The 15,043-nt window shown below is 46.3% G+C and carries 14 protein-coding genes; 7 read left to right on the plus strand and 7 right to left on the minus strand.

The features are described 5' to 3' along the window. Positions 1–36 precede the first annotated feature (36 nt). The 3 genes from dxs to xseB are packed head-to-tail and all read right to left on the minus strand — an operon-like array spanning position 37 to position 3,071. Positions 37–1,902 (minus strand): 1-deoxy-D-xylulose-5-phosphate synthase, encoded by a 1,866-nt coding sequence (dxs, locus tag FIU99_RS04020; protein WP_006959563.1) that lies wholly within the window; start codon positions 1,900–1,902, stop codon positions 37–39. A gap of 19 nt (positions 1,903–1,921) precedes the next feature. After that, the gene (ispA, locus tag FIU99_RS04025) at positions 1,922–2,806 is read right to left on the minus strand and encodes a (2E,6E)-farnesyl diphosphate synthase (protein WP_006959562.1); all 885 of its coding nucleotides are present in this window, start codon (positions 2,804–2,806) and stop codon (positions 1,922–1,924) included. Positions 2,807–2,828: 22 nt separating this feature from the next. Next, on the minus strand, positions 2,829–3,071 hold the full coding sequence (gene xseB, locus FIU99_RS04030; protein ID WP_006959561.1) for an exodeoxyribonuclease VII small subunit: 243 nt from the start codon (positions 3,069–3,071) through the stop codon (positions 2,829–2,831). A 262-nt stretch (positions 3,072–3,333) separates the two neighbouring features. Between xseB and pomA the strand changes: the two genes are divergently transcribed. From pomA to rlmM, 7 genes are all read left to right on the plus strand, one after another. Then, entirely contained in the window at positions 3,334–4,098 is a 765-nt protein-coding gene (pomA, locus tag FIU99_RS04035; protein WP_019276544.1) for a flagellar motor protein PomA, read from the plus strand. A gap of 10 nt (positions 4,099–4,108) precedes the next feature. Next, positions 4,109–5,059 (plus strand): flagellar motor protein MotB, encoded by a 951-nt coding sequence (locus tag FIU99_RS04040; RefSeq protein WP_039951715.1) that lies wholly within the window; start codon positions 4,109–4,111, stop codon positions 5,057–5,059. Between the two features lie 145 nt (positions 5,060–5,204). Then, a complete protein-coding gene (gene thiI, locus FIU99_RS04045) occupies positions 5,205–6,653 on the plus strand; it encodes a tRNA uracil 4-sulfurtransferase ThiI (protein WP_006959558.1) in 1,449 nt (482 codons plus the stop codon). Between the two features lie 416 nt (positions 6,654–7,069). Beyond that, the gene (locus FIU99_RS04050; protein WP_019276541.1) at positions 7,070–7,978 is read left to right on the plus strand and encodes a transcriptional regulator GcvA; all 909 of its coding nucleotides are present in this window, start codon (positions 7,070–7,072) and stop codon (positions 7,976–7,978) included. Further along, positions 7,971–8,594, plus strand: a complete 624-nt coding sequence (locus FIU99_RS04055; RefSeq protein WP_038156612.1) for an alpha/beta fold hydrolase — start codon at positions 7,971–7,973, stop codon at positions 8,592–8,594. Before FIU99_RS04050 ends, FIU99_RS04055 begins: the two co-directional genes overlap by 8 nt. Beyond that, positions 8,584–8,982 carry a DUF423 domain-containing protein gene (locus FIU99_RS04060; protein WP_029236195.1) on the plus strand — a complete coding sequence of 133 codons (399 nt, stop codon included), beginning with the start codon at positions 8,584–8,586 and terminating at the stop codon, positions 8,980–8,982. Before FIU99_RS04055 ends, FIU99_RS04060 begins: the two co-directional genes overlap by 11 nt. Further along, entirely contained in the window at positions 8,979–10,070 is a 1,092-nt protein-coding gene (rlmM, locus tag FIU99_RS04065; protein ID WP_006959554.1) for a 23S rRNA (cytidine(2498)-2'-O)-methyltransferase RlmM, read from the plus strand. The genes FIU99_RS04060 and rlmM overlap by 4 nt, the downstream gene beginning before the upstream one ends. Before the next feature lie 31 nt (positions 10,071–10,101). Here rlmM and FIU99_RS04070 read toward each other — a convergent pair whose 3' ends face one another. From FIU99_RS04070 to FIU99_RS04085, 4 genes are all read right to left on the minus strand, one after another. Then, positions 10,102–10,851 (minus strand): DNA/RNA non-specific endonuclease, encoded by a 750-nt coding sequence (locus tag FIU99_RS04070; RefSeq protein WP_006959553.1) that lies wholly within the window; start codon positions 10,849–10,851, stop codon positions 10,102–10,104. Positions 10,852–11,042: 191 nt separating this feature from the next. Beyond that, complete coding sequence (gene xni, locus FIU99_RS04075; protein ID WP_038156618.1) at positions 11,043–11,828, minus strand: flap endonuclease Xni; 786 nt, start codon at positions 11,826–11,828, stop codon at positions 11,043–11,045. 70 nt (positions 11,829–11,898) lie between these two features. Continuing rightward, the gene (ppnN, locus tag FIU99_RS04080; RefSeq protein WP_006959551.1) at positions 11,899–13,257 is read right to left on the minus strand and encodes a nucleotide 5'-monophosphate nucleosidase PpnN; all 1,359 of its coding nucleotides are present in this window, start codon (positions 13,255–13,257) and stop codon (positions 11,899–11,901) included. Between the two features lie 209 nt (positions 13,258–13,466). Beyond that, positions 13,467–15,032, minus strand: coding sequence for a GGDEF domain-containing protein (locus FIU99_RS04085; protein ID WP_006959550.1), 1,566 nt, complete (start codon positions 15,030–15,032; stop codon positions 13,467–13,469). Between the last annotated feature and the right edge of the window lie 11 nt (positions 15,033–15,043).

Genomic DNA, 15,043 nt, shown 5'->3' on the forward strand with positions numbered 1-15,043 from the left:
AGAGCTTTTTAGCAGTAATGTAAGCTGAACTGAGCGCTATTTTTCGAGGTAATTTCGAATTGACTGCTCAATGCCTGTGGCATCTAATCCGAGCGCTTGGTGCAGCTCATCTTGAGTTCCTTGAGCAATGAATTGGTCAGGAAGGCCTAAATTCAGTACTGGTTTAATGAGTTTTTCTTGCATCATAAACTCAATCACACCAGCACCAGCGCCGCCTGCGATGGCATTTTCTTCTAATGTGACAATCACATCATGCTCATCAACAAGCTGTTTGATCAAAGCTTCATCAAGTGGTTTGACAAAACGCATATCAGCAACAGTCGCATTGAGTTTTTCAGCCGCTTCCAGTGCATTGCCTAAGAAGGTACCGAAGCTGAGAATCGCCACTTTTTCACCTTTTCGTACGACTCGGCCTTTGCCAATTTTTAACGCAGTGAAATCTTGCTCAATTTCAGTTCCGATGCCGCTCCCACGAGGGTAACGTACAGCACTTGGCCCAGTGTGCTTATGTCCTGTGTAGAGCATTTGGCGACATTCATTCTCATCACTTGGTGCCATGATGACCATGTTTGGAATACAACGCATAAAGCTCAGATCGAACGCACCTTGGTGAGTCTGACCGTCAGCACCGACTAACCCAGCACGGTCAATCGCAAACATCACTGGGAGATCCATGATGGCGATGTCGTGAATTAACTGGTCGTAACCGCGTTGAAGGAAAGTAGAGTAAATTGCGACAATTGGGTTGTTGCCCGCAATCGCCATACCTGTTGCCAAGGTGACGGCATGTTGTTCCGCGATCGCGACATCAAAATACTGCTGTGGGTATTCTTTAGAGAAGCGAACCATGCCGGAACCTTCACGCATCGCTGGCGTGATGGCCATCAATTTCGGGTCCTGAGCGGCCATATCACACAAAAAATCACCGAAAATTTTAGAGAAGGTTGGCTTGCTGCCGCTGCTCTTTGGCAATGAAGTATGGGCAGGGTCGAACTTAGGCACGCCGTGATAACCGATAGGGTCTTTCTCTGCAGGCTCGTAACCTTTGCCTTTCTTAGTCATGATATGAAGGAATTGCGGACCTCTTAGTTCACGCATGTTCTTCAATGTTTTGACCAGTTCGTTAACATCGTGACCGTCAACCGGTCCAATGTAGTTAAAACCCAATTCTTCAAACAGAGTGCCGGGTACGACCATGCCTTTAAGATGTTCTTCAGTGCGGCGAACCAGTTCTTTGATTGGTGGAACGCCTGACAGTACTTTTTTTCCGCCTTCACGAATAGAGGTGTAGAGGCTGCCAGAAAGCACCTGAGCAAGGTGGTTATTCAGTGCTCCGACATTTTCAGAGATCGACATCTCGTTGTCATTCAGCACGACTAGCATGTCCGAATGAACGTCGCCTGCGTGGTTCATAGCTTCAAATGCCATACCTGCGGTAATTGCACCATCACCAATCACGCTGACCACTTTGCGGTTTTCACCTTCTTTCTCCGCGCTGATCGCCATACCTAGCGCAGCGCTGATAGAGGTTGATGAGTGACCGACAGATAGCGTGTCATACTCACTTTCTTCGCGCCAAGGAAAAGGGTGCAGCCCGTCTTTCTGACGGATAGTCGACATTTGGTCTCGGCGACCTGTCAGAATCTTGTGCGGATATGCTTGATGGCCAACATCCCAAACCAGTTGATCAAACGGGGTGTTGTACACATAGTGAAGCGCCACTGTAAGCTCCACAGTACCTAAGCCTGAGGCTAGGTGACCGCTGGATTGACTGACAGAGTTCAGTAAGTAGGTGCGTAATTCGTCACACAGCGTAGGCAAAGCTTCCTTAGGAAGGCTACGTAGTTCATCTGGAGTATTTGCCAGAGCCAGTGTTGGATATTTTGAAATATCAAGAGTCATATAAATGCGCGCTTTTAGTTTAGTTCTTGCGCTCGATGACGTATCGGGCGAACTCTTCGAGTAATTCTGTATTGTATGGGATTGCTTCTAAAGCTTGAAGAGCTTCCGTTAACAGAGTGTGAGCTTTGTTAATAGCGCCTTCTAATCCTAGCAGTGCAGGATAAGTACTTTTGTCTAAATCCTGATCAGAACCTTGAGGTTTACCTAAGGTCTCTGTGTCACTGATAATATCTAAAATGTCGTCTTGAACCTGAAACGCTAGGCCAATAGCGTCAGCAAACTGGTCTAACTGAGGTAAGATTTCAGAGCCTTTCTGCCCTGCAGCAAGCGCTCCAAGCCGGATTGCACATTTCATTAGTGCACCGGTTTTATTACGGTGAATGTTTTCCAACTCTGCAAGCGATACCTTTTGACCTTCTGCCGATAGGTCCAAAGCTTGTCCTAGGCACATACCATTTGCGCCGGATGCTTCTGCCAGTGCTTTCACCATCTTTATACGATAGGTTTCTGCTTCAGGGCTCAATTCGCCATCAGCAAGAATAGTAAATGCCAAGGTTTGCAGGGCATCGCCAGTCAGGATCGCTGTAGCTTCATCGAATTTGATATGGCAGGTTGGTTGTCCACGACGAAGCTCATCATCGTCCATCGCAGGTAAATCATCGTGGATAAGCGAGTATGCATGGATGCATTCAATCGCCGATGCTGGGGTATCTAACTCTTCCAGCTTACAGCCCAACATCTGGCCTGTGATATAGACCAGAAACGGGCGTGCGCGTTTTCCACCTAATAGCAGGCCGTAGCGCATAGCTTCAATCAGAGGCTGTTCCTGATGAGGAAGCTGGTTTAGCCAGCGCTCTAATTGTCGATTGTTTCTTTGTTGTAGAGAGGTTAACGCCTCGTGCATAGGAGCAATTCTTCTGTGGTAATTATTCTGGCTGAGTCGAGAACTCTGAAAGCGGGGTCTCATCGTCGTTCTGTAGTAAGATACTGACGCGTTGTTCTGCATCGCTTAGCTTACTCTGACCTTCACGGGCAAGCGCGATACCACGTTCGAACTTTTTCAGTGCGTCATCAAGAGCCAGATCACCGTTTTCAAGGTGTTCAACAATAGAGTCGAGTTCTTCAATTGCTGCCTCAAAGGACATGTTTTCAGGTTTCTTGCTCGCCATAATATTTCTACATTTGAAAAGATGCACGAAAGTTACCTTAGCAGGTAATGATGGTCAAATTTAACCGAGGAAAATTGACAGAAAAATCGAGTTGGCGCGGTCAATATTATCTATAAAGGTCACGTCACTGCTTTAGTCTAGTTTACTCTGTCGCCATAACATCTATATTTGTGTGAGTGCGATACCAATAAAACACTAAAGATCTGAAGATGTTGCCGATATAATTTACCAGAAGCTTAAAAGATAGCATGAGGAGTGCTTTGTGGATTTAGCAACGCTGATAGGGCTCATTGGCGGCTTTGCTTTCGTAATCATGGCGATGATTCTGGGCGGAAGCATAATGATGTTCGTCGATGTGACCTCTATTCTAATCGTAGTTGGTGGCTCGACCTTCGTTGTCCTGATGAAATTTACCATGGGGCAGTTTTTCGGCGCGGCTAAGATTGCGGGCAAAGCCTTCATGTTCAAAGTCGATGAACCTGAAGATCTGATTGCTAAAGTGGTCGAAATGGCGGACGCCGCACGTAAAGGTGGCTTCCTGGCTCTTGAAGAAATGGAGATCACTAACAACTTCATGCAGAAAGGCATTGATTTACTGGTCGACGGCCATGATGCTGACGTCGTGCGTGCGGCACTGCAAAAAGATATTGTCCTGACTGATGAGCGCCATGACTTTGGTGCTAGTGTATTCCGAGCTTTCGGCGACGTTGCTCCTGCAATGGGGATGATCGGTACGCTAGTTGGTCTGGTTGCCATGCTGTCCAACATGGATGACCCGAAAGCGATCGGCCCAGCCATGGCGGTCGCACTTCTGACGACGCTCTACGGCGCAATCTTATCTAACATGGTGTTCTTCCCTATTGCTGACAAATTGTCACTGCGCCGCGATCAGGAAAAACTCAACCGTCGCCTAATCATGGATGGTGTGCTCGCTATTCAGGATGGACAGAACCCACGCGTTATCGACAGCTATCTGAAGAATTACCTCAACGAAGGTAAGCGCGCTCTTGATGTAGATAACGAGTAAGGTCGCTGGTATGGAAGAGGAAGAACCAAAATGCCCACCCCCCGGTTTACCGTTATGGATGGGAACATTTGCTGACTTGATGTCACTGTTGATGTGCTTCTTCGTACTTCTGTTGTCATTCTCTGAGATGGACGTACTGAAGTTCAAGCAGATTGCAGGTTCAATGAAGTTTGCGTTCGGTGTACAGAACCGACTGGAAGTAAAAGATATTCCTAAGGGTACCAGTATCATTGCGCAGGAGTTTCGCCCAGGCCGACCTGAGCCGACCCCGATTGATGTCATCATGCAGCAAACCATTGATATTACTCAGCAGACACTAGAGTTTCATGAAGGTGAATCAGATCGTGCTGGTGGTACGCAGCGTGATAAAGGTAAGCAAACAGGTGGTAAGTCACCGGACACTTCGACACAGGATAGTCAAAACTCTGAATCAGACAGCGAACAGCAGCAGTCAGCGGAGCTTTCTCAGGAGCTGGAAACCTTGATGGAGAGCATCAAGAAAGCTTTGGAGCGTGAAATTGAGCAAGGCGCGATTGAAGTTGAGAATTTAGGCCAGCAGATTGATATCCGTATTCGAGAGAAAGGGGCATTCCCTGAAGGTTCTGCATTCCTTCAGCCTAAGTTCCGTCCGTTAGTCAGACAGATTGCGGAGTTAGTCAAAGATATTCCGGGGATAGTGCGTGTCTCTGGTCATACAGATAACCAGCGAATTGACTCTGAGTTGTATCGCTCCAACTGGGATCTTTCCGCTCAACGAGCTGTATCAGTCGCACAGGAGATGGAAAAAGTTCGTGATTTCTCTCATCAGCGTCTTCAAGTCCGCGGTATGGCAGATACGCAGCCGCTTGGGCCAAATGATACCGAAGCGCAGCGTTCACGTAACCGCCGCGTTGAAATCAGTATTATGCAAGGGGAACCTCTCTATAGTGATGAAGTTCCATCCTTACCAAGTACGAACTAAGAAAAGACGAGCGAAATGCTCGTCTTTTTTATGGTCTTTGCTTCATGTATAATCTTGCGCCCTTAGAGGCAGCTTAAAGCTAAACACAGCTGCTAGGCTCCGTTGAGCGTGAAAATAGCGAAACAGTTAACTTGTGAAGTGAATTATGAAATTTATCGTAAAGCCCCATCCAGAAATTTTTGTAAAAAGTGAGTCTGTGCGTAAGCGCTTCACAAAGATTCTTGAATGTAATATCCGTAACATTATTAAGAGTCGTACAGAGTCTGTAGCTGTTTTCAATCGTCGCGACCATATTGAAGTCACATCTGAAACGGATGAATTCTACAAAGAAACAGTGGAAGTGTTGACTCAAACTCCAGGTATTCACCATGTTCTGGAAGTTCAGCAATCAGAGTTTAAAGATTTGCACGATATCTTCGAGCAAGTACTTGAGCTCAATCGTCCTAGCCTTGAGGGCAAAACCTTTGTTGTTCGAGCTAAGCGTCGTGGTAAGCATGATTTCACTTCTATTGAGCTAGAGCGTTATGTTGGTGGTGGTCTGAACCAAGCGATTGAAAGCGCGAGCGTGAAACTGCGTAACCCAGATGTGACGGTTAAAGTGGAAGTGGCAAACGAGAAGCTCAACCAAGTAATTAAACGTCACAAAGGTCTGGGCGGTTTCCCGCTAGGCACTCAGGAAGACGTATTGAGCCTTATCTCTGGTGGTTTTGATTCTGGTGTTTCAAGCTACCTACACATCAAACGTGGTTCTAAAGTTCATTACTGTTTCTTTAATCTTGGTGGTCCAGCACACGAAATCGGTGTTAAGCAGGTATCTCACTACCTTTGGAACAAGTACGGCTCTTCTGCCAAGGTACGTTTTATCTCGATTGATTTTGAGCCAGTTGTGGCTGAGATTCTCGAGAAGGTCGATGATGGTCAAATGGGCGTTATCCTCAAGCGTATGTTTATGCGTGCCGCTGGTATGGTTGCTGAGAAGTTTGGTATTCAAGCTTTGGTAACCGGTGAAGCATTGGGCCAGGTATCAAGCCAGACGCTCACGAACTTGCGCCATATTGATAACGTGACAGATACGTTGATTCTGCGTCCGCTTATCAACTGGGATAAAGAAGACATCATCAACCTAGCGCGCGACATCGGTACTGAAGATTTCGCGAAGACTATGCCTGAGTATTGTGGTGTGATTTCGAAGAAGCCAACAGTGAAAGCAGTCAAAGTTAAACTTGATGCAGAAGAAGACAAGTTCGATTTCAGTATTCTTGAGCAAGTGGTTCGTGATGCCCGTCAGATGGATATCCGTGATATTGCTAAAGAAACGGAAGCGGCAGCACCGGAAGTAGAGCAGGTGCAGGCGGTTGAGCAACACGCGATTGTTCTTGATATCCGTAGCCCAGAAGAAGAAGAAGATAATCCACTTGAGATCGACGGTGTTGAAGTGAAACACCTGCCTTTCTATAAGTTGGGTACACAGTTTGGTGATTTAGATCAGTCTAAGACTTACCTGCTGTACTGTGATCGTGGCGTCATGAGCCGCCTACAAGCGTTATACCTTCAAGAGCAAGGTTTTGCTAACGTTAAGGTTTACCGCCCTTAATAGAGGCTTTATGAATCTAGAAAGCGCAAATCGTTCATTCGGTTTGCGCTTTTTTATTTGTATGGCTCTTGATGACTTTGTCATGATACCAAAATGGTATCTAGGGTAAGTTAAACAGATAAAAAAACACCGCCATAAGGCGGTGCTAAATAATTTGACAGACAGGTCAAAATAAATACAGGAAGTATGTGTTTCGTCTCTAGTTAGAGAGGCGAAACTTGGTAGAAACCTACCTAACTCGAAATACGAGTTTGCAAACACAACATCGCAACAATATGCCAATTGATTCCACGAAGGAATCAAGCCGTTCTGGCTCTTGCTGCGGGAGGAAATATAGAATTTCTCTGGTCGTCAGGCAATGGACATTTTATAATGTTTCAGATTAAAAAAACTAATCCAATTTATGGAAGGGCACCATGTCTAGAAGATTGCCACCTTTGAACTCCCTGAAAGTGTTCGAAGCTGCTGCACGTCATTTGAGCTTTACTAGAGCTGCGGAGGAGTTATTTGTGACTCAGGCTGCAGTTAGCCATCAAATCAAAGCGTTAGAAGAGTTTCTTGGCCTGAAGCTCTTTAGAAGACGCAACCGTTCATTACTGCTGACGGAAGAAGGTCAAAGCTACTTTCTGGATATAAAAGATATTTTTACTTCTCTTTCAGAAGCCACAGATAAAGTGCTAGAGCGCAGTGAGAAAGGCGCATTGACGATCAGTTTGCCGCCAAGCTTTGCGATCCAATGGTTGGTTCCGCGTCTGGCTGACTTTAATCAGCAGGAACCGGATATTGATGTTCGTATTAAAGCGGTTGATATGGATGAAGGCTCCCTTACCGACGATGTTGACGTGGCAATTTACTATGGTCGAGGAAATTGGCCAGGTCTGCGTGCGGATAAACTCTATCAGGAATTCCTTATTCCGCTTTGTTCACCATCCCTGTTATTGAGCAATAAACCATTAGAAACTCTAACTGACTTGAAGAAACATACTCTGCTACATGACACTTCACGTAAAGACTGGAAACAGTTTGCGAAAGAACATGGTATTGAAGGGATCAATGTCAACCACGGGCCTATCTTTAGCCACTCTACGATGGTGTTACAAGCCGCTGCTCACGGGCAAGGGGTAGCGCTAGGCAACAACGTGTTAGCTCAACCAGAAATGGAAGCTGGGCGATTGATTGCGCCATTTGATGAAGTGTTAGTGTCTAAGAACGCGTTCTACGTGGTGTGCCATGATAAACAGGCCGACATGGGGCGTATTGCTACATTCCGTGACTGGATGCTTGCCAAGGCACAAAGTGAGCAAGAGGAGTTGCTTGATGACTGATTTCCTGATTGATGGTGAGCAAGGCAACCCTGTTTTTATTTTTGCTCACGGTGCGGGAGCTGGTATGGAGCATGATTTCATGGCGGCAGTGGCAAAAGGGCTAGCGCATAAAGGGATACAAGTTGTCCGCTTTAACTTCCCTTATATGGTGAAACGTGCCGAAGATGGTAAACGTCGTCCGCCAGATCGAGCGCCTAAGCTTCTGGAAGCGTATCAGGCTGTGATTGCCAAGTTTTCTGATGTACCGGTTGTGATTGGTGGGAAATCCATGGGCGGGCGCATGGCCAGCTTGCTTGCTGAAGACGGTAATGTAGCAGCGATTGCTTGTTTAGGTTTTCCTTTTCACCCGCCGGGTAAGCCCGAAAAGTACAAAGGTGAGCATCTAGCGACGCTCGATAAGCCGTGTTTAATCCTTCAAGGAGAGAGGGATACTTTTGGTAAGCAAGAAGAGTTTAAAGATTTCGCTCTCTCAGATGACATCAAGGTGAAATTTATCCCTGATGGCGATCATAGTTTCAAACCTAGAAAGAGCTCTGGTCACACCGAAGCGGGCAATATCGCTTTGGCGGTTGAGCATTTAGCTGATTTTATATTGGAGAGCTATGGTGAAAAGTAAGCAGTTACTTACCGTTGGTGGAATATTTGCCGGAGTTGGCGTCGCACTTGGCGCTTTCGCCGCACACGGGTTAAAGCAATCATTATCACCTTATTTACTGGAGGTCTTTAATACAGGCGTCCAGTATCAATTTATTCATGCCCTAGCGATTTTGCTCTGTGGAGTCTTACTCTCGATGGGGATGGCTGAGAAAGCGCAAAAATATTTCGCCCTTGCTGCAAATTGCTTTATCATCGGCATCTTTTGTTTTAGTGGCAGCCTCTATGCCCTTGCATTAACCGGAATCAAATGGTTTGGACCTATTACTCCATTTGGCGGTTTAACCTTTATGCTTGGCTGGGGACTGTTTGTTTTCGCAGCGTTACAGATTAAAGAGGTGAATCAGTGAAACACTTAATGCTCTACTGCCGAGCTGGTTTTGAAAAAGAGTGTGCTGGAGAGATTCAGGATCGCGCTACCCAACTTGAAGTGTTTGGCTTCCCTCGTGTAAAAAACAACACTGGTTACGTACTGTTTGAATGTTATCAGCCGGGTGATGCAGAACGTCTGGCGAAAGAACTCGACTTTAAGTCGCTGATTTTCGCACGTCAGATGTTTGCGGTTGCGGTGGAGATTAAAGACCTTCCACGTGAAGATCGTATTTCTCCTATTTTAGAGGAACTCAGCGAGGTTGAGTCTTTCCCGCGTTGTGGCGATATCCGCATCGAAACGCCGGATACCAATGAAGCGAAAGAACTGCTTAAGTTTTGTCGTAAGTTCACGGTTCCTATGCGCCAAGCCATGCGTGGCAAAGGCATTTTGTTCCCGAAAGACAGCCCTAAAAAGCCTGTGCTGCATATTTGTTTTGTTGCTCCTGGCCACTGCTTTGTTGGTTACTCTCTGCCAAGCAATAACTCACAGTTCTTTATGGGGATTCCACGTCTCAAATTCCCAGCAGATGCACCAAGCCGCTCAACGCTTAAGTTAGAAGAAGCGTTTCATGTCTTCATTCCACGAGAAGAATGGGATGAACGTCTTGCTGCTGGTATGTGGGGTGTCGATTTAGGCGCGTGCCCAGGAGGCTGGACTTATCAGTTGGTTAAGCGCTCGATGTTTGTTCATGCGGTGGACAATGGCATGATGGCCGACAGCCTGATGGAAACCGGTCAGGTTAAGCATCATCAGGAAGATGGCTTCAAATTTGAGCCTGCACGTAAAAACGTGACTTGGCTTATTTGTGACATGGTTGAGAAGCCGTCTCGCGTTGCTCAATTAATGGGTGAGTGGATCATCAGCGGATGGGCCAAAGAAGCGTTATTTAACCTGAAATTGCCTATGAAAGGTCGTTACGATGAAGTTCTAGAAGATATTGAAAATCTCAAGATCTTCCTGATTGAGAACAAAGTGAAATTTAAGCTTCAGGCGAAACACCTTTACCATGATCGTGAAGAGATCACGGTTCATGTTCAGTGCTTATCAAACATCTCACCAAGATAAGAAAACGCTCCCTCGGGAGCGTTTTTTACATTTACTCAGATGTAGGCCACATCTCCCAAAGCTGAGACTCCATTGAATTCTCAACGCTATCACTAAGTAGTGAGAAGAAGTCCAGCCCGGTTTGTTGTTCGACATCGTCAATAGTGGTGACAAAGCTTGCCAGTTCGCTACTGGAAACATCACGATGTGGGACTACAAACGCAATTGCATCGTTGAAGTAGGGGTCAAGAATGACTTTATAGAATGCACTTGGAATCACGACATTGTCGCCAATGCTGCTTTCACCGCCTTGATAAATTGGCCCAGTCACGACGTACAGTTCGTTATATTCATTGGCGAGATCGCGGACATGTTCCTCCAAAATACGCCAGCCGACTCGATTAAAGCCCGGAAGCTGAGGTGACATATTGCTCATCAAAAAGCTTTGTGTCATTGATTCCTGACTAAAGTCCATTGTTGCTGAAGGGGCAAGGTGTCCACGGTCGTAACCAGAGCCACTGTAATCGGCGAGGGTTGAGCGTGCGTAATCAGGCAGTTCAGTGTCCTCTTTGAAACTGTTACTGCGTTTATAGCTGGCGTTCACACTGTCTGCCGTAATGTGGTAAGCAACCCAGTCTGCGTTTTTCATCTGGTAGTTGTAGCCTACCGCGTAGCCGTCGCGGCAAAGGACTTGATCAGATTGATAGGAAGGTAAGCCAACGTCGAGGTGCTGACCGCAGGTTTGTGCTACGGCTGGCAGTGAAAAGACAACAGCAAGACTTAGTAAAATAGTATTTTTCATTATTATGCTCCTTGTTATTGGAGCTATGAAAAATAGAGAAATTAGTCAGTAGTGCTGTGATGTTGATTGAAATTTAATCAACACTCAATCTGGTATTGATTAAATGAATGTTAACTGTGTGAAAGCAAAGGATTTCACAACAGATTTTATAAACATTGTTTTATAATCAAAGGCTTGATGTTAGTCAGGCGTTAGGTTGTTGGAGTATTGGCACCGGTAAAGCGAATATCTTGTAGATTGAAACCTAACTCAATGTCTGTTTTCAGTGCAGAAACTTTTTTACATCGGCGGGCTGAATCAATGTGCTCATCCAGTTTCTTGCGATATTTAGCAACCAGCTCATCGGATGTATAGGCTTGTTCAATATCTTCAAACTGTGTAAGGATTTCTTTGGCCGCCTTCGGGCCAACACCTGGAACTCCTGGCACTTGGCTAGAACTCACGCCTGCCAGCCCCCAGTAGTCAGCCAGCTGAGAGGGTTTGACGCCGAATTCTTTATCAATAAAAGGTGCATCAAGCCAGCGATGTTGAAAGTAATCGCGGATCTGTAAAGTTGGTGACAGCAACTGGCAGTAGCCCTTATCTGTTGAAATGATCGTCACCTTTTCTTTGTGGCTCGCCACTTTCATTGCCAATGTTGCCACCAAATCATCTGCTTCATCGCCTTCAGACAGCAGAGAATCAATCCCCAGTTCCCACCATGCTTGCTGAATTGCATCCAAGCCGTTAAGTAACGGCTCTGGCATGGGTTTTCGGTTTTGCTTGTATTCAGGGAGGACGTCAGCACGCCAACCTCTTTCTTGGAGGTGATGATCGAATACCGCGATGATGTGCGTTGGTTGCGATTCGTTGATGATTCGATTCAGTGTTCGTGTCGTTGTGGTAATGGTTCTTGCTATGTCGTTTGGGTCTGGTTGCGCTGAGTGGACACGTCGAATGAGATTCAGAGCGTCGATAATAACAAGATGAATAGACATGAAAATCAAAAAAATAAGGGCTGAGAAGCCCTTATTGTAAAGCATGGGGGAGAGATTGCCAGTTGTTAAACTAGGTCTTAATTTGGTAACAAGGCTCGTACGCGGTTCCACCGGGCAATTTCATGCGATCTTGCTCGACAAAGTCACGCAGAAGTTTATCCATTTTCTTCATTAGCGTAGCATCGCCATCAAGGGCAAATGGACCATGCCGTTCAATCTCTCGAATCCCTTCGGCTTTGACGTTACCCGCAACAATGCCTGAGAAGGCCTGCCTTAGAGCCGCTGCCAGGTTTTCCGGACGCTGATTGAGATGCAGATCCAGGCTGGCCATATTGTCATGTGTTGGTTCGAATGGCAGCTGAAACTCTGGCTCAATCTTCAGCGACCAGTTGAAACTGTAAGCATCGCCTGTGTCTTTACGATGTTGGCGAACATCGCTCATTCCACGTTTCATGATTTGCGCGACTTTTTCTGGGTCATCAACCACTATTTCATAATGGCGCTGAGCTTCTTCGCCTAATGTCTCGCCAATGAAACGGTCAATGGAGCGGAAGTACTCTTCACTTTCCTTTGGACCTGTTAGGACGATAGGCAGAGGCTGGTGGGCATTATCTGGGTGCATCATGATGCCAAGAATATAAAGCAGCTCTTCTGCTGTCCCTGCGCCGCCAGGGAAGATAACAATGCCATGTGCCATACGCACGAACGCTTCGAGACGCTTTTCGATATCTGGCATGATGACCAGTTCGTTGACGATAGGGTTTGGTGGCTCAGCCGCAATGATGGATGGCTCGGTTAGGCCTAAGTAACGTTGATCGTAGTAACGCTGTTTTGCGTGACCAATTGCAGCGCCTTTCATTGGGCCTTCCATCGCACCAGGGCCACAGCCTGTACAGATGTTAAGCTCGCGCAGGCCTAGTTCATGGCCGACTTCTCGCGTGTACTGATATTCCGTACCGTTAATGGAGTGACCACCCCAACAGACCACTAGGTTAGGCTCAATACCAGGGGTTAAGGCGCCTGCGTTACGCAAGATGCCAAACACTAGATTGGTAATGTGACTAGCATTGGTTAAGTTGAGGCGTTGGTTGTCTGCAAGGTGCATGTTGACGTAGACAATGTCACGCAACACGGAGAATAAATGCTCTTGAATCCCTTTGATGATGTGCCCATCAACAAAAGCGTGCTCAGGGGCATTACTGAGTTCGAGTTTGATGCCGCGTTCACGGCGAACCACGTTAACATCAAACGACTTGTATTTATCGAGCAGTTCTTTGGAGTTATCTGTGTGGCTACCTGAATTCAGCACCGCAAGCGTACAATTTCGGTAGAGCTGATACAGATCACTGGCGGCAGTTTTCTTAAGACGCTCAACTTCGAGTTGAGAAAGCAGATCCATACTACCAGCCGGACTGATGTGAGTGATCATAGTGACCTCCTTGATGAGAGAAAACTTCTCTACAAAACCCTTCTTATTGTTGTTGTGCCTCAGCGCGATAATGGCTGCTAATCAAGCGATGGAATCGCGAGAGGTACTATCAAGCTTAGCACGCTTTGACGGATATAAAAGGCTAACTGATTGATATATCTACATCAATCAAGGCATGAATGGCTTTTGGGAAGGAGGAGGGGGTAGGGTTATTTCCAAACAAGCTGGTTAGGGCCAATGGTTTTGGCTTCGTTGAGAACGCGATTTAAACGCTCCAGTACTTCCTCTGGCGTATCGGATTCTTTAAAACCAGTGCTGGATGCTGACATGGTAATGACCAAGTTTTGTTCGCGAAATTTGAACGGCAGTTTGGCCACTTTGCTCTGAATGCTCTGGATAGTATTAAAGCAATCATTATCTGAGCTATCTGGCATCAGTACGATGAACTCTTCACCTGAAAAGCGGGCGACAGTGTCGGTGTCAGACAGTTCTTTCTTGATGGTACGAGCGATGATTTTTAACGCCTTGTCTCCGGCGGTGTAGCCGAAGCTGTCGTTAATTGCTTTAAAGCCATCAATGTCGAGCAAAATAATACGCAAGTTGTTCTGCGAGCGTATCCAGCGTCGATATTCCAGCTCTAAGCGGTCATTAAACGCTGTGCGATTGTAAACCTTGGTCAAAGGATCTAAGAGGACGCGTTGAGCTTGATCTTCCAGACGTCGACGGTAATCTTGTGTCACCTCGAATAAAGCTTCTAACTGACTCTTGCCATAGCCCATACGTTCGATCAGTGCTTGTTCACGTCGCTCTGCATGATGAAGACGTTCAGAAAGAGAACTTAGCTTGGCTAATAATGGGTTGAGTTGAGTTTGCAGCGAATCGAGAGAGCTAGCCGTGTCGACTTTGGCCTTAGTCTCAGCAACTAATTCATCCAGCTCACCATTCATTTCCTGACGATGTTCAAAGTAGGTTTGACTTTGATCGACATTCTGCGAAGAGCTTTTCAGCGTTGAGGAGAGGGAAGCATTAACTTGCTCGAGAAATTGTTCTGAGGTCTTGCGCTCGTATTTTGTGCCTTCGATAACCAGCTTAAGTACTTGCAGAGTCAGTTCAATCAACACGTGTGTATTGACACCGAGGAGCAGCTTAGCGCGGATATCTGTCAGTAAGTCACCAGATTCGCCTTCAAAGTCCAGTTCAGTAATGACATGCTGAAGTTCATCAGAAAGTCGCAATAGCAGTTCTTTATCAGCACTATTGGTAATTTGATTGATGGCAGTATCAGGGTTGGAGGTGATGATTTTCAGGGAGCGTTCGTAAATGGCAAGCAGCTTCATTGCCGAATCGGCTTTCGGGCGTTCGACACCGTTGGAATAGCTGAGCAGGTCACGCAGGTCACGCTTTACTTTGGCAGGTAGCCCAGTCACACGTAACAGGGTTTCACCGCTGTGTTTTATCTGGGAATCCAGATGCTCCGTTTGTTTTTCCATAGCCACACTCTGTTGCTTAAGCAAGCGCTCAAGTACTGCCAACTTCGGGATAAGAGAACTGACATCTTTTTGTTGCTCTATGGCTTGTCTAAGTTCGGTTAGCCCTGACTTCAGTCTTGGATCTTCACCGCCGCATGCATCACTCAGTGATGCAATGATGCGCTTCAATACCTTTTGTTCTCTTTTAAATTTGAACGAGGTATCTCTTTGTGTCAATCGAACTTGCTCTAATTGAGATTTCAGATTGTGCAGCTGTGACTGAATATCTTGCTCGAGGACGCCCATGAAAATCTATG

The organism is Vibrio sp. THAF64 (genome assembly GCF_009363455.1).
Taxonomy (GTDB): Bacteria; Pseudomonadota; Gammaproteobacteria; order Enterobacterales; family Vibrionaceae; genus Vibrio; species Vibrio coralliilyticus.

What these genes read in the sequence shown, in the direction of transcription:
- xni (WP_038156618.1), bottom strand. Translation starts at nt 11,828, where the DNA reads ATGTCTATTCATCTTGTTATTATCGACGCTCTGAATCTCATTCGACGT.
- ppnN (WP_006959551.1), bottom strand. Translation starts at nt 13,257, where the DNA reads ATGATCACTCACATCAGTCCGGCTGGTAGTATGGATCTGCTTTCTCAA.
- FIU99_RS04050 (WP_019276541.1), top strand. Translation starts at nt 7,070, where the DNA reads ATGTCTAGAAGATTGCCACCTTTGAACTCCCTGAAAGTGTTCGAAGCT.
- ispA (WP_006959562.1), bottom strand. Translation starts at nt 2,806, where the DNA reads ATGCACGAGGCGTTAACCTCTCTACAACAAAGAAACAATCGACAATTA.
- FIU99_RS04085 (WP_006959550.1), bottom strand. Translation starts at nt 15,032, where the DNA reads ATGGGCGTCCTCGAGCAAGATATTCAGTCACAGCTGCACAATCTGAAA.
- dxs (WP_006959563.1), bottom strand. Translation starts at nt 1,902, where the DNA reads ATGACTCTTGATATTTCAAAATATCCAACACTGGCTCTGGCAAATACT.
- xseB (WP_006959561.1), bottom strand. Translation starts at nt 3,071, where the DNA reads ATGGCGAGCAAGAAACCTGAAAACATGTCCTTTGAGGCAGCAATTGAA.
- thiI (WP_006959558.1), top strand. Translation starts at nt 5,205, where the DNA reads ATGAAATTTATCGTAAAGCCCCATCCAGAAATTTTTGTAAAAAGTGAG.
- FIU99_RS04040 (WP_039951715.1), top strand. Translation starts at nt 4,109, where the DNA reads ATGGAAGAGGAAGAACCAAAATGCCCACCCCCCGGTTTACCGTTATGG.
- FIU99_RS04055 (WP_038156612.1), top strand. Translation starts at nt 7,971, where the DNA reads ATGACTGATTTCCTGATTGATGGTGAGCAAGGCAACCCTGTTTTTATT.
- FIU99_RS04070 (WP_006959553.1), bottom strand. Translation starts at nt 10,851, where the DNA reads ATGAAAAATACTATTTTACTAAGTCTTGCTGTTGTCTTTTCACTGCCA.